Origin of the sequence: Aliikangiella coralliicola (assembly GCF_007004725.1) — a bacterium.
GTDB lineage: Bacteria > Pseudomonadota > Gammaproteobacteria > Enterobacterales > Kangiellaceae > Aliikangiella > Aliikangiella coralliicola.
The window spans coordinates 26,987-44,380 of the sequence record NZ_ML660168.1; the positions used below are offsets into that span (position 1 = coordinate 26,987).

A 17,394-nucleotide genomic window follows, 5' to 3' on the forward strand; every position below is an offset into this window, starting at 1 on the left:
CACCGCATCCCCTTGAGTAGGCCTGCAGAGGTCGCCGGGCGTAAAAACAGCGTTCAATTTTTGCGCGTATTGTATCGGAATAATCTCGGTATGTCGCTCCCTAAAATGCCTAATAACATATCGTTTTAGAATTTAAAATGCCTTAGATTTGGGCTATATTAGGCCTGTTTATCTTGATTTCCTGCTTCGGGATAGAGGCAAAAATTGAGAATAATCAGAATTTCTAATCAGCATGCCCAATCCAAAAATAATCTTACTCCTATATTTGAAGTCAGTCGTTAAGCAGAACGGCATATACATTTTTGAGAGAAGCTTCCAGTAAGGTTTTATCGAACGAAGCGTTTTATCTAAAACTCATTCCAAAAATAGAAGGTGAGCACATTGTCTCGGAAGGAACTACTTCTTTTCTGGTAATTCCGGAGATAAACCTTTTCACAGCAACGTAAATATCACTTCAAGCTTACAGATTGGAGACGCCATCAAGATAAATACGAAAAGCGACTACAGTTTTTTCGTGAGTTCTGAGTTTGTTCAACAAAAACACTAGAATATACAGTCACCGATCTTAGAATCACGAACAGTTTCGTCACTTTTACTCCTCTCTTTAAATCACCAGCACCAAAGCCCTACCATAATAATAAAATCCTCATTTATAACCCAAAATGAGAATGTTTATTATTTGAGGCAATAAGAGTTTGTTTTAAAAGGATTTCGGCACTACAGATACTGACCACTCATTCCATTCACAGCTTGCTTAAACGCTGACTTGGTCTGAAACGGAATAAACAGGAATGCTCAGGTGCCAAAATAATATAAAACAAGTCAAAAAACTGGTGAAATAACAGCCATACTTGATCTTATGGGAAACCGGAATCTCTATTCGAGATTTGCGGGTGGATTTCAGACTTTAGCAATCAAGAACCACACTCTGGAACGTTGTTTAACAGGAGTTAAGATGATTATGGCAGAATTACGTTTGTTGCCTTTAGCTGTTTCATTGGGATTATCAAGTGTTAGCTTAACAGCGCAGGGAATCGGGCTCGGCTCAGTTAATTCCGACGCTATCATTAACCAACCTCTCAATATTTCTATCCCCATTATTTCCACTTCAATGTCCGAAGAAGCGTTCGAAATTACGCAAATGAAAGTGTCTTTAGCAGATCAATCTCGACACCTGAAACTTGGTGTGGATTACCCTTTGTGGTTACCCAAGCTTAGTCACAAAATTGAAAAATGGAATGATGGCTATCGCTTAGTCGTCTTAACTAATAAACCAGTTAAGGAGCCTGTGGTTAACTTTGTATTGGCCATTAACTTTCAAGGCGTTCAACTTTTCAAAGAAGTGACACTGCTCATGAACTTACCGGACAGCCGCACAGGTGCAGTGACTAATGAGACCGCTCAAACATCAAGTAACTACTCAGCAAGTCAGACCGATAGATATCAAACAGCAAGTAAACGGTTTATCAATCAAAATTCAAGTCAATCCATTAGCCATGTAGCTGATAACACTATTCAAACGAAAGCTTTTCAGAAAAATCTGAAGAAAGGGCGACCGGTGAAAGGAAAAATCTCCGTCCAGCAAGGCGAAAGTCTCTGGTCGATCGCAAAGTCGTGGCAACTACGTGGACACTCATTGCAATTCAAAATGCAGGCTATTTATGATGCTAACCCCGATGCGTTTATTAATGGCAATATTAACCTGTTAAAACAAGGCGCCATTCTTTCAATCCCGCAAGCCGAAGTATTATCAGCGGAGAATCAAGTTACCCAGCCGTTGAATATTACTGCAACAGATAAACCGGTAGTCAGTCAAAATGCCGCAACAACAACCGCTGAAAAAACTTCAAAAACCGACACCAGACCAGCCGACCTATTGCAATCAAATATAACCTTCCAGCAATTAGCCGAAATAGAAAACAGGTTAAAACAGCAAGTCGCCGAAAACCTGAAACTGAAACAGCAAATTGCAAAAATTGAAACGCTACTCGAAAGAGCAGAGTACCAAAACTCTGTTAACTATACGATGACTCAAATTTCAAAATCGGAAGCGCCGATTTCATCAACTAACGAAAACCTGGCATCGTTAAAAGACGTGAAGCCAATAAAAACAGATGCAACTCCTGAAGCGTCGCCCTGGTATTTATCCTGGAACTTCTTATTGCTTTGGGGATTAATCGCGTTAACTGCTGGCCTCATTGTCAACCGGGTTATCGGTCGTTGGAAAGCTAATCAATTTGATTCTGATCTACAAGACAGATTAAAAGATCTGGCATACAATGATCATCGAATTAGAACCAATATGCCTTCAATTCACGACCTGTCAATTCCAACCAATTTATCAACCGGATTACAAATCAGTTACCTGCGTTCTGCCGCGGATTTCTACTTACGTTGTCAACGATACGATTTGGCCCGAGAATTGGTGAATGAAAACCTGATCGAATATTCAGACAATAGCAGAATGGTCAAAGCACTACTTGATTTACGGAAGAGTATTTATCAAGAAATTGATGCCAACTTGCACCTTGATATTGTCGAAAAGTTAGACACTCAGAAAGACAAGACAAGCAAAAATCAATCACCACAAAATAAAGCGATAGAAAATATTTCTAACGAAGAAGAAGATTTCTATGATATCAATTCAGTAGATGATAAGTTTGGAAAAATCTGGAATCAGAAAGTCTCCTGACTTGATCTTTATTTTCGTAAAAAATATTAGAAAAATATAGCTTTTTCACAGGGCGTTCATTACACCCTAAATCTATCTTAGATGCCCAAAAATCTCACGGAGGAATATTTTAGCGCAAAAAATTATTAGATAACTCACGAAGAAAAGCGGCCATTAAGTTATTAACTTTCAAAGAGTTATAAAACACCTTTTATTCTCTAGATATTCATTATCGATTAAAGCTGGGTTGTTTTTTTATATTTTGAAAAAAATTAAAAAAAATGTTCTATAGTAAAAAATGATTTCAGAACAGCTCTCAATAAATTGATGTTTGAAGACACTCTGAATTTAAATCAAAAAAACACATTCGCTCTAATTTTATTGAAGGCAATTAAGTTCGGGTTTGTCTACTTTCAAATAAACCAGGACATTCAAGGAGTGACCGGAGCATAGATTTTCCGGTTATAACTCGTATCGTATTCAACTTTAACGAGAAGGGAAGTTATGAAACTACTAAACAGCCTCAAATTCAAATATAAGCTCATTATTCTGGTTATGCTTCCTTTGGTTGGTTTTTTAGTATTAAGCATCTCGAACATATCCGACAGCGCGAAGGCTAAGTCATCTTTAGACTTAGTATTAACTCACAGTGAGCTTTCCGAAGCGGCAAATAAACTAGTTCATGAGTTGCAAAAAGAGCGAGGAATGACCGCGGCCTTTATTGGCTCTGATGGAAAGAAAATGCAGTCAAACTTGATTGAACAACGTAGAACATCCGATCGTTTTCTCAACGAATATTCCAATTTCCAAAAACAGTTTAAAACCGATAATCATGAGCTATCAATTCTATTGCGTGATATTGGACATCAACTCGGAAATCTTCAGTCTATACGCACTCGAATTACTCAGCTTAGCATCGAATCGGGACCGGCCATTCAATTTTATACCCAGTTGAACCGTTTATTATTACGGATCTCAGCATTGTTGGTTGCCAATAGCACTTCTGAAGTTGTCAAAGCCTCCAACGCTTTCTACAACTTTATCGAGGCCAAAGAGAGAGCAGGTGTTGAGCGAGCGGTGTTGAGTAATACATTTGCGGCCGATCAATTTAGCGGCAACTTATTAGACTCATTTTTGACTTTAACCACAGAGCAAAAAACTTTTTTGAATATCTTTCTTCAGTTTTCTGAAGAAGAGCAAAAACAATATTACATGCTAAAAATGCAGAACCCTGCAATTAACGAAGTTGATCGTATGCGCCAGATCGCAAGAAACCAGGCCCAAAATGGTGGATTTGGTATTCGCGCAGAATCCTGGTTTGAACACGCCACCACAAGAATTAATCTGTTAAAAGAAGTTGAAAACCATATTACACAAACCTTAATTAACGCGATCAGAACGCAAGACGACGACGCCTATCATTCACTAATAGCCAGCGTTGCTTTTTCTTTCGTATTATTTTTTGTGGCATTAGGATGCGCATTTCTTATTGCCAAAAATGTCAACACGCAAGTTGGAAGCATACAAAACGCTATTGGTAAAGTACGGAATGAGTTTGATTTGACTGCTCGTGCGGAGGTTATAGGGCAGGACGAACTAGGACAGATTGCTGTATCACTTAACACCACCATTGAAAGGTTTTCCGATTGTATAGGACAAATGAAAACCGGCAGTGAAGAATTAGCCTCTTCTGCAGAGCAAACTTCTTCAACTATTTCTCTTTCAACCAGCAACCTGGAACAACAACAAGATGAGACACTACAAATAGCGACAGCGATAGAACAAATGTCTGCCTCAGTAAAAGAAGTTTCACGCAATACCGCCAGTGCAATGTCAGCCACTAACTCGGCGAATTCAAAATCACAAAATGGGCAGGCTGCGGTCATTCATTCAGTTGAGGTCATCGAAAACCTTACTCACGAAGTAGAAAGAATCGGCGAAATGATTTCCAAACTCCATGCTAGCAGCAACAATATTTATAATGTGATGGATGTAATAAAAAGCGTCGCCGATCAAACTAACTTGTTAGCGCTAAACGCAGCTATTGAAGCAGCCAGAGCAGGAGAACACGGCCGAGGATTCGCAGTGGTTGCCGATGAAGTAAGAAGTCTGGCGTCAAGAACACAAGACTCAACTCAAGAAATAGAGAAAATAATCAGTGAGCTACAAGAAGACGCTAATAACGCTTTCGAAGTCATTGAAGAAAGCCGGGGAAAAGCCCAACAAACAATAGACAGCGCGAAAGAGTTAGAAGGTATTCTTTCTGAAATTGTGACATCAATGAACGAAATAAATGACATGTCCCAACAAGTCGCCGCAGCAACAGAACAACAAGTAAGTGTGACTAATGCCATTAATACGAATGTCAGCCAAATTGAACAGCGTTCGCTCAGTGCTGTGAGTGGTTCGAAAGAAGTAGCACAAACAGCGCGTAATTTGGAAAACCTGGCGGTTCAATTAAATCAAGCGGCTAGCCGGTGGGTTTGTTAATAATGTAGAGGATGTTACTCAATGAACAAGGCTCGGTTTACGGAGGCCAACTTAAGAATACAAACATCCCTAATCATTACTACTTTTCTTCGCCAACTGAATATATTTCTCTACATTCTCCGGAAAAGGTGAATCCTCATTCTGTTTTGAAATGATTTCAGTTGGATTAACCACAATTTCAGAAGTTGGTTGATGAGCAAAGGGTAAAAACAAGATTGCGAAAATAAAAACACAAAATAACTCTAAGGTTGGTCTACTTTGAAAAGGTTTAAAACTTCCAATCGCTTTCACTCTTTGTTTGATCTGTTTTTTTGAACCCAAAAACGCATTTAACAATCCGCTTTGAATTTCACCACTGACGTTAAACCTTAGTACCTTCAACAAACTGTCACCATAGTCTGCAGGTTTTAACTGATTAACGGAAAGCACCATTTCATCGCAAAGATTTTCTCTTAGCTGACTTAATCTGCGGACAGCAATCCAAACTAAAGGATTAAAAAAGTAGAGGATTTGAATTAAATTCTGAATGACCAACCAAAGTGAATCATACCGCTTAACATGCGCCATTTCATGTGCAATGATTGATTCAATCAGAGGTTCATTTTTAGAGGTAATTATTTTTCTCGGAATAAAAATAATTGGTGCTTTGAAGAAAAAAGTAAAAGGAGAGAGATATTGATCCTCCGCAATTACATGCACCTGTCCTTTGATCCAAAAGTTTAACCGCCAACGATTTGCACAGGACACCACGGTGTAATCTACGATGGGTTGAGAGCGATTGAGCATTCTTAACAGTTTGACTCTTAAAAACAAATACCTTAGCAGCACTAAAGCCACAATACCTAACCAGGAAAAATACATGATTTCAATTAGCATTTCCGGAATCGCATGGAAAAATATTTGCAAAGGTTCAATGTGAGAAGTACTAACTAATAAATTGCCATCGACGAATTTTCCGCCTGGCGCTATCTCACCCAGCATAATATCGCCCACTGTTGAAACCTTGTGTGACTCGGCGAATATCTGGAATTGTTCATTGGAAATGAGCCAGTTGTTAACAAAACTGGAAATCGCATATTCAAAACTCAGATCGTTCGGTAAAATCAGCCGTAATAAAACGACACACCATAAACCATATTCGATTCTTTTAGGAAGTTTAGGATAAATTAATTTCGTCAATACAACAACGCAAGCTAATAAAACAGCGTAAATTGAGTTGACTATTAAAAACTCAATCACTAAATAACTTTGTTGAAGTATTTGTTCGAACATTTATTTCGACTTTTCCTTTTCCAGCCCTTGCTTTAAAAGTGACTCAAGTTCGTCAATTTCAGATTCAGATAAAGCCTTGCTTCTGCCAAACAATGACATTAATGCCCCGCTATCCATGTGCAACACGTCGTTCATAAAATAGCTTACTAATCGAGCTAACCCTGCCGGTTTCGAGATGGCTGCTTGATAGAGAAATACCCCGTGAAAATCCTTACGATCTAATAATCCCTTTTTAACCATTCTATCCATGGTCGTTTTGGTGGTTGAATAGGCCCAGCCATTTTCGTGTTCGATCTGTTGATGAACTTCTCGAACCGAATAACCTTCTTCGCTTTTCCAGAGAATATTTAACAATTGCAATTCATTTTTTGTGAGATCAGGAAGATCGGAAAGTGATTGTTTCGCCATGTGCGCGCCTGATTGTTACTTACGTAACAGGTAGATTACTTACTTAACCTGGACTATTCAAGTAAAACTTATGATGTGAATCTCTTTCCTCTCCAAATTCGAATTTCAGACTCTCCTCACGAAAATCGAGAATCCTGTTAAAAACTATTAGTTGACTTCAACCGAAATCCTATCGTAGCATACCTATTACAAACGTAACAGAAAAACGACATCACTGGCAACTTTGGTACGCGCTATTAATGCTGACTGTTATTTTAATTCAACATTTCTGGAGAGGTAAAAATGAATAACTCCAACGAAACCACTATGTTTTCCTTTAATTTCAGCAACTTGTCTTGCCACAGGTATTTACCCTCCAATAAATTCGCTGCCAAAATAGCCATTGTTCTTACCATTATTTACTTCTGTTTCGCGGTCGCTCACGCCAAAAGTGAAGCGACTCAATCAACCAACAATTTTACTAAACAGAAACCAATCGTCACTAAGGACAAAGTTAACAAGCTCAATCAATTCATCAGCCAAAATATGAAAAAGCTCGATGTACCTGGTGTTGCGGTTGGCGTGTTAGAGTCAGGCAAGCCAGTTGTCCTCAAAGGCTTTGGTGTCGCAGATGAACAGGGCACACCTGTCGAAGCAACGACGCCATTTAAACTGGGCTCTGTCTCAAAATCTTTCGCTGCCGCCGCTGTAATGCAATTATCTGATGAAGGTCGACTTGATGTTGATAAACCTGTCGTTAATTACCTTCCCTGGTTTCGAACCCAGAACAAATCGAACTCTGACAAAATATTGATCAAACATTTACTCAGCCACGAGAGCGGGTTCTCTACCTTGGCAGGAAATCGTAATCAACATAGTGAAGAAAATTCGCCAACGGTTTATCAATCTACACTAAAAGAATTGTCGGATATCAAACTATCAACAATGCCGGGAACCCGCTACCAATACTCAAATGTGAACTACCAGATTCTGGCCAGTTTATTAGAGTCGATAGAAATGAGTAGCTATGAAACTATCATCGAGACTCGTATATTTCGAAAACTCGGTATGAGTAATAGCTTTGCCCACAAAACTGATAAAAACGCGGGCAAACCAGCAAGTGGCTTTCAGTTTCGATTTGGGCACCCGACCCGTTTTGAAGATCAATTAGGGCGTGTCACCATCGCACAGGGCGGACTATATTCTTCAGCTGAAGATATGATTCATTATCTGAGTAATTTTTTATCATCTGACAGCCAGCTATTTTCTCAGCTGAGCTTACAGCGAACTATTTTGCCACAGGATGCAAACGCCAAACGCGGCTATGGATTTGGTTGGTATGTGAGCAAGAATGATGACTATCGCTTGCTATTTCATTTTGGGGAATCTGCAGGCTATGAAGCAGTTGCTGCCTTTTCACCCGAGTTAGACATCGCATTTGTCGTTCTGGTCAATGCGAATTCTAGTTTTGGCCAAAACAATGTCAGCGCGCTTCTTCGAGGCGTTGGGAATATTATTCTTGATAAGCCAACGCCAAAAATAGAAGCATCAACGATGGAGAAAACGATATTGTGGCTTATCTTTTTAATCCCGGTAGTGATCATTTTCTTCGCACTCAATTTCTTAAGACGCTTCCGAAATAAGAAAATACTACCATTGACACGACCATTCTCAGTAATAGAAATTTTAAAGCGGCTGCTCATCCCCAGCGTCTTTCTCTTAAGTATTAGTGTTATATTTCTGGTATTGCTACCCCGTACTTATGGCTCGCCGTTATCCGCTGTAGCCCTATTTCAACCTGATATTTATATCGGCATTATCGTTTGTTCATCGGTCGCGATCCTGTGGTGGTTTGTTCGGTCAACTTTATTATTCAGGTCAAACTAAATATTTCTTCAGTTTCAATTTTTTACCAGAGCCCACTATATAATTAGCTAAGAAAACATTTAACAGGATGACAAAATGAAGTTTCTGATTATCACACTTATTATCTATTTTTCTAACTCTCACCTTAATGCGAATGAAATAGAAAATACGCCACTTGGAAAGTGGCCGCTGTTAGTTCGGTATGATGAAAGTCAATGCCTTGATGTTGAAGATGATCGTTTAAACATACTGCCATACGCGATAGCCGAAAAAAATGCCATCCATTCTATCTTTACGCTATCTAACTTTGGCGGGAAAGTTTTCATTAATCCCCAGGTCAATCGAGGTTGGCGCTCAATTACCTTTTCAGTCGACTCAGCATTCAACAGGGTTTCTGAAAGCGGTTTATCTTGCTACCAGTCTTTCGATATTAGCATTAAAGCCTGGCCAGAGAAGTACAAGAAATTATACGTAGTGGTCGACAAAACTGTTCGATATGAAATTCTTATCGATAAGCGAGGGCTTGAAATTGACTAGCTCTTTTTTGCTTTTGACCTGATCAATTAATTTTTCTCAATAACATGCAATAATTCATACTTGCCTAACGCCGGTTTAAATTCACTCGGATTTCTTATCACGATATTCCGTGCGAAAACGTCATATCCCATTTTGGGGCAGGCTTCGTGAAGCCCAGAAGTGTTGGTCAGAACTTCGAACTTCTCGTCACCTAAATTAATAATTCGATAAAGACAAAGTGGCGTATTAAGATTCGAAAACTCTCCAAGAATTGTCTTATCGTCGCAGCCGGCTCTGCCTTTTGGGGGGATATTGATTTCTCCAGCAAGTTTACTCATCGTAGCTCTCCTTTTTCATTTAATACGACTTTTTTGAATTAATGACTCCTTCTAATCCCTATTAATTCCACCAAAATAAATCAACCAAACTCTCCTTATGTACTCACTGCCAATCCTCTTTTATTCATTGATAAAACCTGATACGAGCGACTAAAGGGCTATTTTCTTGAGTCGAATAAATTTTGAGCCAACGTATTTTCGCCAAATACAGGAACATGCATTGAGGTTTTAAACAATTTTGAATATCGATTGAAGGGAACCATAATCAAATCCTTTGATTGAGGAGTACAAATATTAATCTATTCTCAATTAATTGTACAGTGAGATATTTTTAGTCGCATAAATGTCAACATGAGCATAGGATCGCATATAGTTGACTAGAGCAATCTAATAAAGTTGACAAAATCAACTTAATATCCCATGATTTACTGACCAATAGTTTTTGCGAGGTTGGCTTGATGAATGTCGAATCAGATAACGAACTGGAGGCTTTAACCCTTGGTTTTAGGGAGTTTAATCGATTTTACACCGACAAAATCGGCGTTTTAAATAGCAGATTAGTTGATTCAGAGTTCTCTCTCACCGAAGCCAGAGTTCTATTCGAACTGTTTCATAATAAAGGTATTACAGCACAAACGTTGCAGCGTCTGTTTCATATCGATCGTGGCTATCTTAGCCGAATACTAAAAGAGTTTGAGTCGAATGACTTACTAGTTAAAAAAGCTTCCCCGGAAGATGCACGAAAAAAATTGTTGTATCTATCACCTAAAGGTCAACGTGCATTTGAGAAACTCAACCACTTATCTCACCAGTCAATGAAGCAATTACTTGCCAAGCTAGCAAGGCCGGAACAAAACGCATTACTCGACGCAATGCATGCTATCGAACAAATCTTAGGTAAGTCCAATGATCGTTATCAACAATATCATTTGCGCACTTTGCAACCAGGTGATATTGGCCATATCGCTCACCGACAAATGCTACTTTATCAACAAGCCTTCGATTGGAATATTAACTATGAAGTCATTGCTGCAGAAATTCTCTGTCAGTTTGTGAAAAATTTTGACCCGGACAAAGAGCAAAGTTGGATTGCGGAAGCTAATGGCAAAATAATTGGCTCGGTCTTCCTGGCGAAAGAAAGCGATTCGGTCGCTAAATTAAGGCTGCTTTATGTTGAGCCAGAAGCCAGAGGGCTAGGGCTTGGAACTCGTCTAGTAGGAGAATGCGTCGAAGCAGCCAGAAAGGCCAATTATCAAACTTTAAAATTATGGACTCAAAGTTCACTGATCAGCGCGAGAAGAATATATAAACATTTTGGATTTCGAGCAATTGCGGTAGAATCCCATGAATTATTTGGACCGCAAACAGACGGTGAATATTGGCAGCTAGATCTGTAGTCAATTTACCGCCAATTGCACGATAAATTTGAGATATTTTTTCTAAAAATGAACACTACAACGAACAATAAAAAAGTACTTAGTCAAAACGCTCTGGCCAACATTATCGCAACCGTAGCAACCGGGATTTCAGTTTTTGCCTTTGTGCTTCAACAAATGGCAAGTGAAGAATCTAATCGTCTGTCAGAAAAAATAGCTGAATTGAGCATTCGCCCCTATGTACATTTTGAGTTGAAGCGGCCCGGCTTTGAAAGTGGTGATTACTACGAGCTTTATTTGAAAAATACGGGAAATGGCGTTGCGGTTGTTAAAGAACTCAGCCTGCACTATTTATCTTCAACCTCTCCCGACTCAACCTGTGTGCAAATAATTGACAACGATTCCGACGCCAATACCTGGGAGTCATTTCTTAGCAAATTTCAAGTTTACCGAAATCTCAAGTCAGATGTCGACGCATTGTCCGGCAAAAAGCTGGATGTGGCATTTAACTGGCCCTCCTCCACTCAGCCGATTGGTGGACAAGGCTCCAGATTTCTTTTACGCTGGCCAATTGGTGCCTTCAGTAAAGATTTTCTTAAGGAATTTAATATAAAGGCCGTCGTTCACGCCGTAGTGAAAGAAGACGAGAATAAGCAACCATTTACCCAGGAAGTTTTACTGCTCAATCAAAAGTCTCACAAGCCGCATGAGAATACTGAGCGATGTCGTTATTCCCAAAGTAGCTGATAAAATATTTCGTCAACTATGCTTATCAGTTTCGTCAATCACCTGAGTAAAACCAACATCTGAGTTCAATAAATGAATTAGCGGTGAGTGAGAAGAATGAAAGTACCAGAGGAAAAAATTAATCTCAATGGTGAGTTCCTGGGCATTAGCGCCTTAGCAATTTACAGCGCGCCGTGGTATCTGCAACTTCCTCTCTTGATGTTAGTCGCGTTAATGTTTTTCTTTAAAATTTCCCATCATTCTAGTGAAATAAAAAAACTGGTGGAACACTCAAAAAGTGAAAATGAACTTGACGAATTTCTCTCAAACGTTAACTATTTCTTTTTTGGATTTGCGGTTCCGCGGAAAAATGTCTCAGCCTATTGGACGGGACTCACCATTTATTTTATTACGCTAATTTATGCGCTCTTCAACCTCTATTTAAACTTAATAGCTTAATAACGTACGAACACAGCTGTTTACACAAAGAAAATAGAATCATTTTTAATATTCATTTTGCGGCAAACCATCAGTGATTTCGTAATAATCCCCCCTTATCTGCCACATTTCAGTTTTCTTTCTAATTCCATTAATACTGCGTGATTAACCTGCCAGGCATTATTCCGATATGAGATTCCAGTCAATTGACGGCGGGATTGCTGCAATTTTCTTCTTTTCAAAACCACAAAAAAGACTAAATCCCGACTATACTCAATGAATAATCTTTGTATGACAATTACCACCGGAAATCTCATGTCAGCACAACAAAACATCGCCAAAAAAATCAACGCGCTCGTCGTAGAGGATGACGAGGAAAGCCTGGAAATGCTAACGCTTATTCTAGAAACCACTGACGTTATTAATTGCATACCAGTGAAGTCGGGCAAAGAAGCCATTGAACTTTATCGAAAACATAAGCTTCATATCGTGTTTCTGGATATTGAAATTCCAGCCCCTGATGGACTAGAAACCTTGAAACAAATTAAAGAAATTAACAAAGACGCAAAAGTAGTGATGGTAACTGGTAGTAGTGACGTGAGCACGGTAAAAAAAGCAATTGGTTTGGGTGCTTCAGGTTATGTTGTAAAACCATTCGAGCCAGAGCAGATACTAAATGCGATAAAAAAACTGAATGCCTGATACTAAAAAATACAGAATACTGGTGGCCGATGACAGTGAGATGAATCGGTCAATGTTACTATTGTTGTTGGAAGAAATGGGATTCTCCGCAACAACAGTGACCAACGGTGAAGAAGCCGTTGAGGTCGCACTGGAAAAAAGTTACGACTTGATTCTGATGGATATCAATATGCCGACCATGAGCGGCACTGAAGCCACGGAAATACTCAGAGCTATTAACTACACACACCCTATCATTGCTTGCAGCGCCGAAGAAGAGTTAAAAAGCCGAGATAAATTTTCAGAAAAAGGGTTTGATGGATATCTGGCCAAACCTATAGAACCTGGAAAACTACAAACCATATTGGCTGAATTTTGTACTCCGACAACAGATAGCAATGATCTGAAAATGGACAAAGTTCAAACGGCTTTTGATGCAAAAGTTCAGCAGCTACAAAGTGAGTTTAAGGAAAAAGCCTCGCAAATTACTCAGCAACTCAAGGATGCTCTCGACCGAAATAGCCTATCTGAAATTAAGGGGATCGCTCATAAATTGCAAGGAACAGCTCCATTATACGGTCACGATAACCTTGCCAAAATATGCAAAGGCATCGAAAAAGCATTGAAAACCGGTCGCCCGCAAGAAGCTTTAGAGCGGACTCGGTTGTTAATTAAACAGATTGAAAACATTAGCACTTAGGGGCAGTTTTATAAATGCCCAGGCCAATAAGCCCTAATGAACCAATGAAGCCTCCTTTTCATTTTCCAAATATTGACGCATGGTTTCAACGATGTCGACATCGGCATAGCTTGTATTTTTAAACGCCTCTGGATCATAGGGCTTTCCAAACGTATCAATACCTAGTTTCAATAGCTGCAGCTCAAAATTATGTCCGAGACGCGAAAAGTTGCAGCACAAAGAGTAGATCAAATGTTTCTGTTTTTCGTCTTCAAAACACATCAAAAGTGTCATTAAATACTCAGCTGAAACGCATGTAACGTCCCTTGCATCCTTTAATAATTTTTGAAGTTCACTGATATGATCTTTCATTACAATCTCCTAAAAAAACTGGCCATACTGTCAGAGTAGCCCATGTGGAAGGCTCAGGCGTTACTCAATGGCCAGAAAAGGGTATAAACAGGACCAGCCCGTCATTGATTTTTAGTGGGTCACTATTTCAAGGAATAGTGATGTCAGCGGTTAAGAATTGACTAGACATTGAGAATTTTATCGACCTCGCAGTTCTCACCAGAATTCATTTCATTTTCGTTCAAATAGTCTCTAATGACCTCTACAACACCGACATCGATGCCGACATCGGTGCTAATATCAATTTCCGTTTCCTGACTTGCCACAGCGCGGGTGATGCTACTAAATGTGTCTGGATCGGGTTGATTGCACAATGCGTTGACTTTAAGATTTAGCAACTGAATTTCGAAGCGGTGCTCCAGTCGAAACAAGTTACTGCAGAGCAAATAGATGAGTTGTTTTTCTCTATCATCTTCAAAACGCAATAAGAATGTCATCAAGAACTCAGCAGAAATACCGGAAATTTCCTTTGCATCCTTAAGTAGCTTCTGAATTTCAGCCGTTGATTTCTCCATTGTTATTTCCCTATTTCCTCATAAAAAAGTCTGACCATACTACCCTGAGTGTGTAAGTGGAAAGGCAATAGTCACTCAATGGCCAGAAACCAGGTAGAAGCATCAACAGTCGTTTCGATTAAAAATATCTGACACTGTCGCTTGGTTTATTTTCAATCATTGCACACACTACAACTGAACGGGTGAGGTTTATTCACCGCCTTAAAGTAGACCTGTTGCGTACTGTTTCTGCTTTATAAATTACCTCATTCCAGCAAGAAATCACTATAACAAATCGGACATGATCTAAAAAAAATCGGACATTATTCGCTGATTTATAAGAATTTTTAAGTTTTTCGTAATATCGAGGCTTAATTTATCAACTTCATCAAAATTTTTGTTTCACCTGATGATAAGCCAAATTTTTATCCTCTAATTTAAACGAATAAATTGTGAACAAGGGTTACCATTTTGATTGTTTTTGCGAATTTACATTAGCCATAAATGTTCCACATGATAATTAAATCTTGATTGTAGCAACCTGAATACTGTTCAATAATCAATCAATTCTCGGTGAGTTTTGCTAATACTTCAGGTGATTTTTCAGCATACGAGCTTCCTTTTCTTTTAAGTATTCACGAATGACTTCCACAATTTTTACATTCACATAGCCAATATTTCGAAACGCATCTGGACTATGGGGTTGACCAAAGGTATTAATTCCTAAATTAAGCAGCTCAATTTCAAAACTGTGCTCTAGTCTGAAAAAATTGCAACACAGGGAATAAATCAGATGCTTTTCCCTTTCATTGTCAAAATACTTGAGAAACGTCATTAAAAACTCAGCAGATATCCCAGTGATGTCTCGGGCATCCTTTAATAAAGATTGCAACTCGAAAATTTGTTTTTCCATTATTTTTCCTTGATAAAAAAGGAGGCCATACAACTTAGCGTGACTCCCATGGAAGGAGTAAGAGCCACGCAATGACCCCAAAAAAGAACAAAGGTTGTGCTTGCGGCGGAAAAATTCCTGGTCAATAAACCACCATCCATGCTTCCCCGGCTTCTCAAACCGGGCAAAATAAAATTTTCAGTATCGACAATTGTTTAAACTTGGCATTCGACACAGTGGGCGTTCGACACGGTGCATCAAGCCAATTCAGCTCAAAGCTCGCTATTAGCCGTCATATAAAACGCGCGCCAAATCGCAGCTTGAAAACTCAAACTAAATAAACAATCGTTCTGAAACTCGAAGAAAATGGTCTAAATCAGGAATTTTTGTTTGGAAAAACAGGAAGTTAACCACAATACCCAAAAAGTTACGGGCGAAGGTAAAAAGAGAAACCGGGGTCGCGCTGCTAGCTGCGACGTTATATAATGTGACAACGTCATTGTTGGGCTCCTACGTATGATAAGAGTTTAACTTTGACCAATCTATGACTGAGGGTTGCCGCCCTCGACCTTAGATGGCCGCTAACTTTTGAAGCACTCATTGAGCGCTTCATTGGTTGGCGGTTTACCAACTTAAACTCGTTTACTTTTGACAATTGAATTTCGAGGTTAAAACTTCAACAACGAAAATTCATCTTTCTAAACGAGTTGCAAGAATGTAACACACCGCAAGCAAGGAAAGATTATCATAAATTGCTAATGCAGCATAGGATTCAAATTGTTTTTAATTGAATTCTTTTTTTCAAATCATAAACAACTTTTATCTGTCTACTTAGTCAATTTATATTCTTCGTTTACTCCGTTTTTTTTCAATTGTTTTTATCTCAAAAACTTAGACAGCTTTAAAAAAATAATCATTTTCTTCTTTGCTTTGTCTGCCAAATAAACCTTTAATCCAACGCTAAAACTTAGTGATAATTGTTATGCGGCACAGGATTTTCTAGTTATTTTTTTCAAATTACAACATCTAAAATAAATTGCCGCGGTCTTTTATTTTTTGCAAAAGCATTCTTATTTTATTTCTACTGACTGGCAAAAATATTTTTTAATAGTTTTTGATTTTTAGAAATTACCTTACGAGATACTTGTCTATTATTCGCTCAGCTTTAACCCGCTAATTGACTTTAGTCTTTTCAACGGTGAACGGTTTTTATTAACTTTATCGCTCCATCAAAGCACTCATATTTTTTGATTAATAAATTGTTTATTTTCGACTCACCATCAAACTATTTTCTACGATATTTGCACTAACTATTATTGCTTTTGATCGAGTAAGCACCCTTTAGTTTTACTTTTCAGATTGGCACCAGCCTCTTTCCGTGTTTTTTTGTACTGGCGCTAACTCTTTAGCTCTTTGCTTTACGATCAGCTCTTAAGTTTTTTTCTTAAGTTTTCTTTTTTGCATCATTTAAATTTATGCAAAATATATATTGACACCACTACTCAGTCAAGTAGTATTTAAAAATAGTTTTCAGGAAGAAATGATGATGATTTTAAAACAGGTTGCTGACATTCGAGCAGGTTATCCATTCAGGGGAAAATTGCCTAAAAACCCCGAATCGAATATTTTTTGTATACAAGTAAAAGATCTTACAAACAATCAAAAGGTAAACTGGTCATCAATTGATCGTGTTAATTTAACCGGCAAACGAGAACCTTCATTTTTGCAAGCCGGGGATATTCTATTTAATGCCCGTGGCAATAAAAATTTTGCTTTTCATCTAAACGAAGCGCCGCCGAAAAATACAGTGTGTGCTCCCTATTTTTTTATTCTAAGGATTAAGCCATCATACTGCGAAGCGGTATTATCGACGTTTTTAAACTGGCAACTTAATCAGCTACCTGCGCAGGATTATTTTGCTAAGGAGTCTGCAGGTTCTGTTACCAAAAATATTAAGCGGGCTTCGCTGGAAAATACATTAATCCACCTGCCTTCGCCTGAACAACAAAAACAGATCGCTGATATTCAAAGTTCACTGCAACGGGAGAAAGAGACTTATCAACAGCTCATTGAAAATTCTCAACAATTAATGGATAAAATTGCGCAGGATTTACATAACGGAAAATTCCCAAGTATTTCTAATGCAATCACATAAAG

16 protein-coding genes are annotated in these 17,394 nt (G+C 38.6%); 10 read left to right on the forward strand and 6 right to left on the reverse strand.

All coding sequences use genetic code 11. From position 1 onward, the window contains the following. Nucleotides 1-961: 961 nt before the first annotated feature. Both FLL46_RS19230 and FLL46_RS19235 read left to right on the forward strand, forming a co-directional pair. Nucleotides 962-2,692, forward strand: a complete 1,731-nt coding sequence (locus FLL46_RS19230) for a type IV pilus assembly protein FimV (RefSeq protein ID WP_168204241.1) — start codon at nucleotides 962-964, stop codon at nucleotides 2,690-2,692. Between the two features lie 483 nt (nucleotides 2,693-3,175). Further along, entirely contained in the window at nucleotides 3,176-5,161 is a 1,986-nt protein-coding gene (locus FLL46_RS19235) for a methyl-accepting chemotaxis protein (RefSeq protein ID WP_142932979.1), read from the forward strand. 69 nt (nucleotides 5,162-5,230) lie between these two features. On the opposite strand, the gene FLL46_RS19240 is transcribed toward FLL46_RS19235, so the two are convergent. Next, nucleotides 5,231-6,433 carry a M56 family metallopeptidase gene (locus tag FLL46_RS19240; RefSeq protein WP_142932980.1) on the reverse strand — a complete coding sequence of 401 codons (1,203 nt, stop codon included), beginning with the start codon at nucleotides 6,431-6,433 and terminating at the stop codon, nucleotides 5,231-5,233. Further along, complete coding sequence (locus tag FLL46_RS19245) at nucleotides 6,434-6,841, reverse strand: BlaI/MecI/CopY family transcriptional regulator (RefSeq protein WP_142932981.1); 408 nt, start codon at nucleotides 6,839-6,841, stop codon at nucleotides 6,434-6,436. Nucleotides 6,842-7,123: 282 nt separating this feature from the next. Between FLL46_RS19245 and FLL46_RS19250 the strand changes: the two genes are divergently transcribed. Further along, the gene (locus FLL46_RS19250; protein ID WP_142932982.1) at nucleotides 7,124-8,707 is read left to right on the forward strand and encodes a serine hydrolase domain-containing protein; all 1,584 of its coding nucleotides are present in this window, start codon (nucleotides 7,124-7,126) and stop codon (nucleotides 8,705-8,707) included. Between the two features lie 75 nt (nucleotides 8,708-8,782). Further along, the gene (locus tag FLL46_RS19255; RefSeq protein ID WP_142932983.1) at nucleotides 8,783-9,223 is read left to right on the forward strand and encodes a hypothetical protein; all 441 of its coding nucleotides are present in this window, start codon (nucleotides 8,783-8,785) and stop codon (nucleotides 9,221-9,223) included. Between the two features lie 26 nt (nucleotides 9,224-9,249). Here FLL46_RS19255 and FLL46_RS19260 read toward each other — a convergent pair whose 3' ends face one another. Further along, nucleotides 9,250-9,540 (reverse strand): hypothetical protein, encoded by a 291-nt coding sequence (locus tag FLL46_RS19260; RefSeq protein ID WP_142932984.1) that lies wholly within the window; start codon nucleotides 9,538-9,540, stop codon nucleotides 9,250-9,252. 458 nt (nucleotides 9,541-9,998) lie between these two features. Here FLL46_RS19260 and FLL46_RS19265 point away from each other — a divergent pair, with 458 nt between their 5' ends. The 5 genes from FLL46_RS19265 (at nucleotide 9,999) to FLL46_RS19285 (ending at nucleotide 13,461) form a co-directional block, all read left to right on the forward strand. After that, nucleotides 9,999-10,937, forward strand: coding sequence for a bifunctional helix-turn-helix transcriptional regulator/GNAT family N-acetyltransferase (locus FLL46_RS19265; RefSeq protein WP_142932985.1), 939 nt, complete (start codon nucleotides 9,999-10,001; stop codon nucleotides 10,935-10,937). Nucleotides 10,938-10,985: 48 nt separating this feature from the next. Then, the gene (locus tag FLL46_RS19270; RefSeq protein ID WP_142932986.1) at nucleotides 10,986-11,663 is read left to right on the forward strand and encodes a hypothetical protein; all 678 of its coding nucleotides are present in this window, start codon (nucleotides 10,986-10,988) and stop codon (nucleotides 11,661-11,663) included. 96 nt (nucleotides 11,664-11,759) lie between these two features. Then, nucleotides 11,760-12,101, forward strand: coding sequence for a hypothetical protein (locus tag FLL46_RS19275; RefSeq protein ID WP_142932987.1), 342 nt, complete (start codon nucleotides 11,760-11,762; stop codon nucleotides 12,099-12,101). A 294-nt stretch (nucleotides 12,102-12,395) separates the two neighbouring features. After that, nucleotides 12,396-12,782, forward strand: coding sequence for a response regulator (locus tag FLL46_RS19280; protein WP_168204242.1), 387 nt, complete (start codon nucleotides 12,396-12,398; stop codon nucleotides 12,780-12,782). Next, entirely contained in the window at nucleotides 12,775-13,461 is a 687-nt protein-coding gene (locus FLL46_RS19285; protein WP_142932989.1) for a response regulator, read from the forward strand. Before FLL46_RS19280 ends, FLL46_RS19285 begins: the two co-directional genes overlap by 8 nt. A gap of 33 nt (nucleotides 13,462-13,494) precedes the next feature. On the opposite strand, the gene FLL46_RS19290 is transcribed toward FLL46_RS19285, so the two are convergent. The 3 genes from FLL46_RS19290 to FLL46_RS19300 form a co-directional block, all read right to left on the reverse strand. Further along, nucleotides 13,495-13,812: a hypothetical protein gene (locus tag FLL46_RS19290; protein WP_142932990.1), complete on the reverse strand. Its 318-nt coding sequence runs from the start codon at nucleotides 13,810-13,812 to the stop codon at nucleotides 13,495-13,497. A gap of 161 nt (nucleotides 13,813-13,973) precedes the next feature. Continuing rightward, complete coding sequence (locus FLL46_RS19295) at nucleotides 13,974-14,366, reverse strand: hypothetical protein (RefSeq protein ID WP_142932991.1); 393 nt, start codon at nucleotides 14,364-14,366, stop codon at nucleotides 13,974-13,976. 562 nt (nucleotides 14,367-14,928) lie between these two features. Then, nucleotides 14,929-15,258: a hypothetical protein gene (locus FLL46_RS19300; protein WP_142932992.1), complete on the reverse strand. Its 330-nt coding sequence runs from the start codon at nucleotides 15,256-15,258 to the stop codon at nucleotides 14,929-14,931. A gap of 1,519 nt (nucleotides 15,259-16,777) precedes the next feature. Here FLL46_RS19300 and FLL46_RS19305 point away from each other — a divergent pair. After that, the gene (locus FLL46_RS19305; RefSeq protein ID WP_142932993.1) at nucleotides 16,778-17,392 is read left to right on the forward strand and encodes a restriction endonuclease subunit S; all 615 of its coding nucleotides are present in this window, start codon (nucleotides 16,778-16,780) and stop codon (nucleotides 17,390-17,392) included. Nucleotides 17,393-17,394 lie beyond the last annotated feature (2 nt).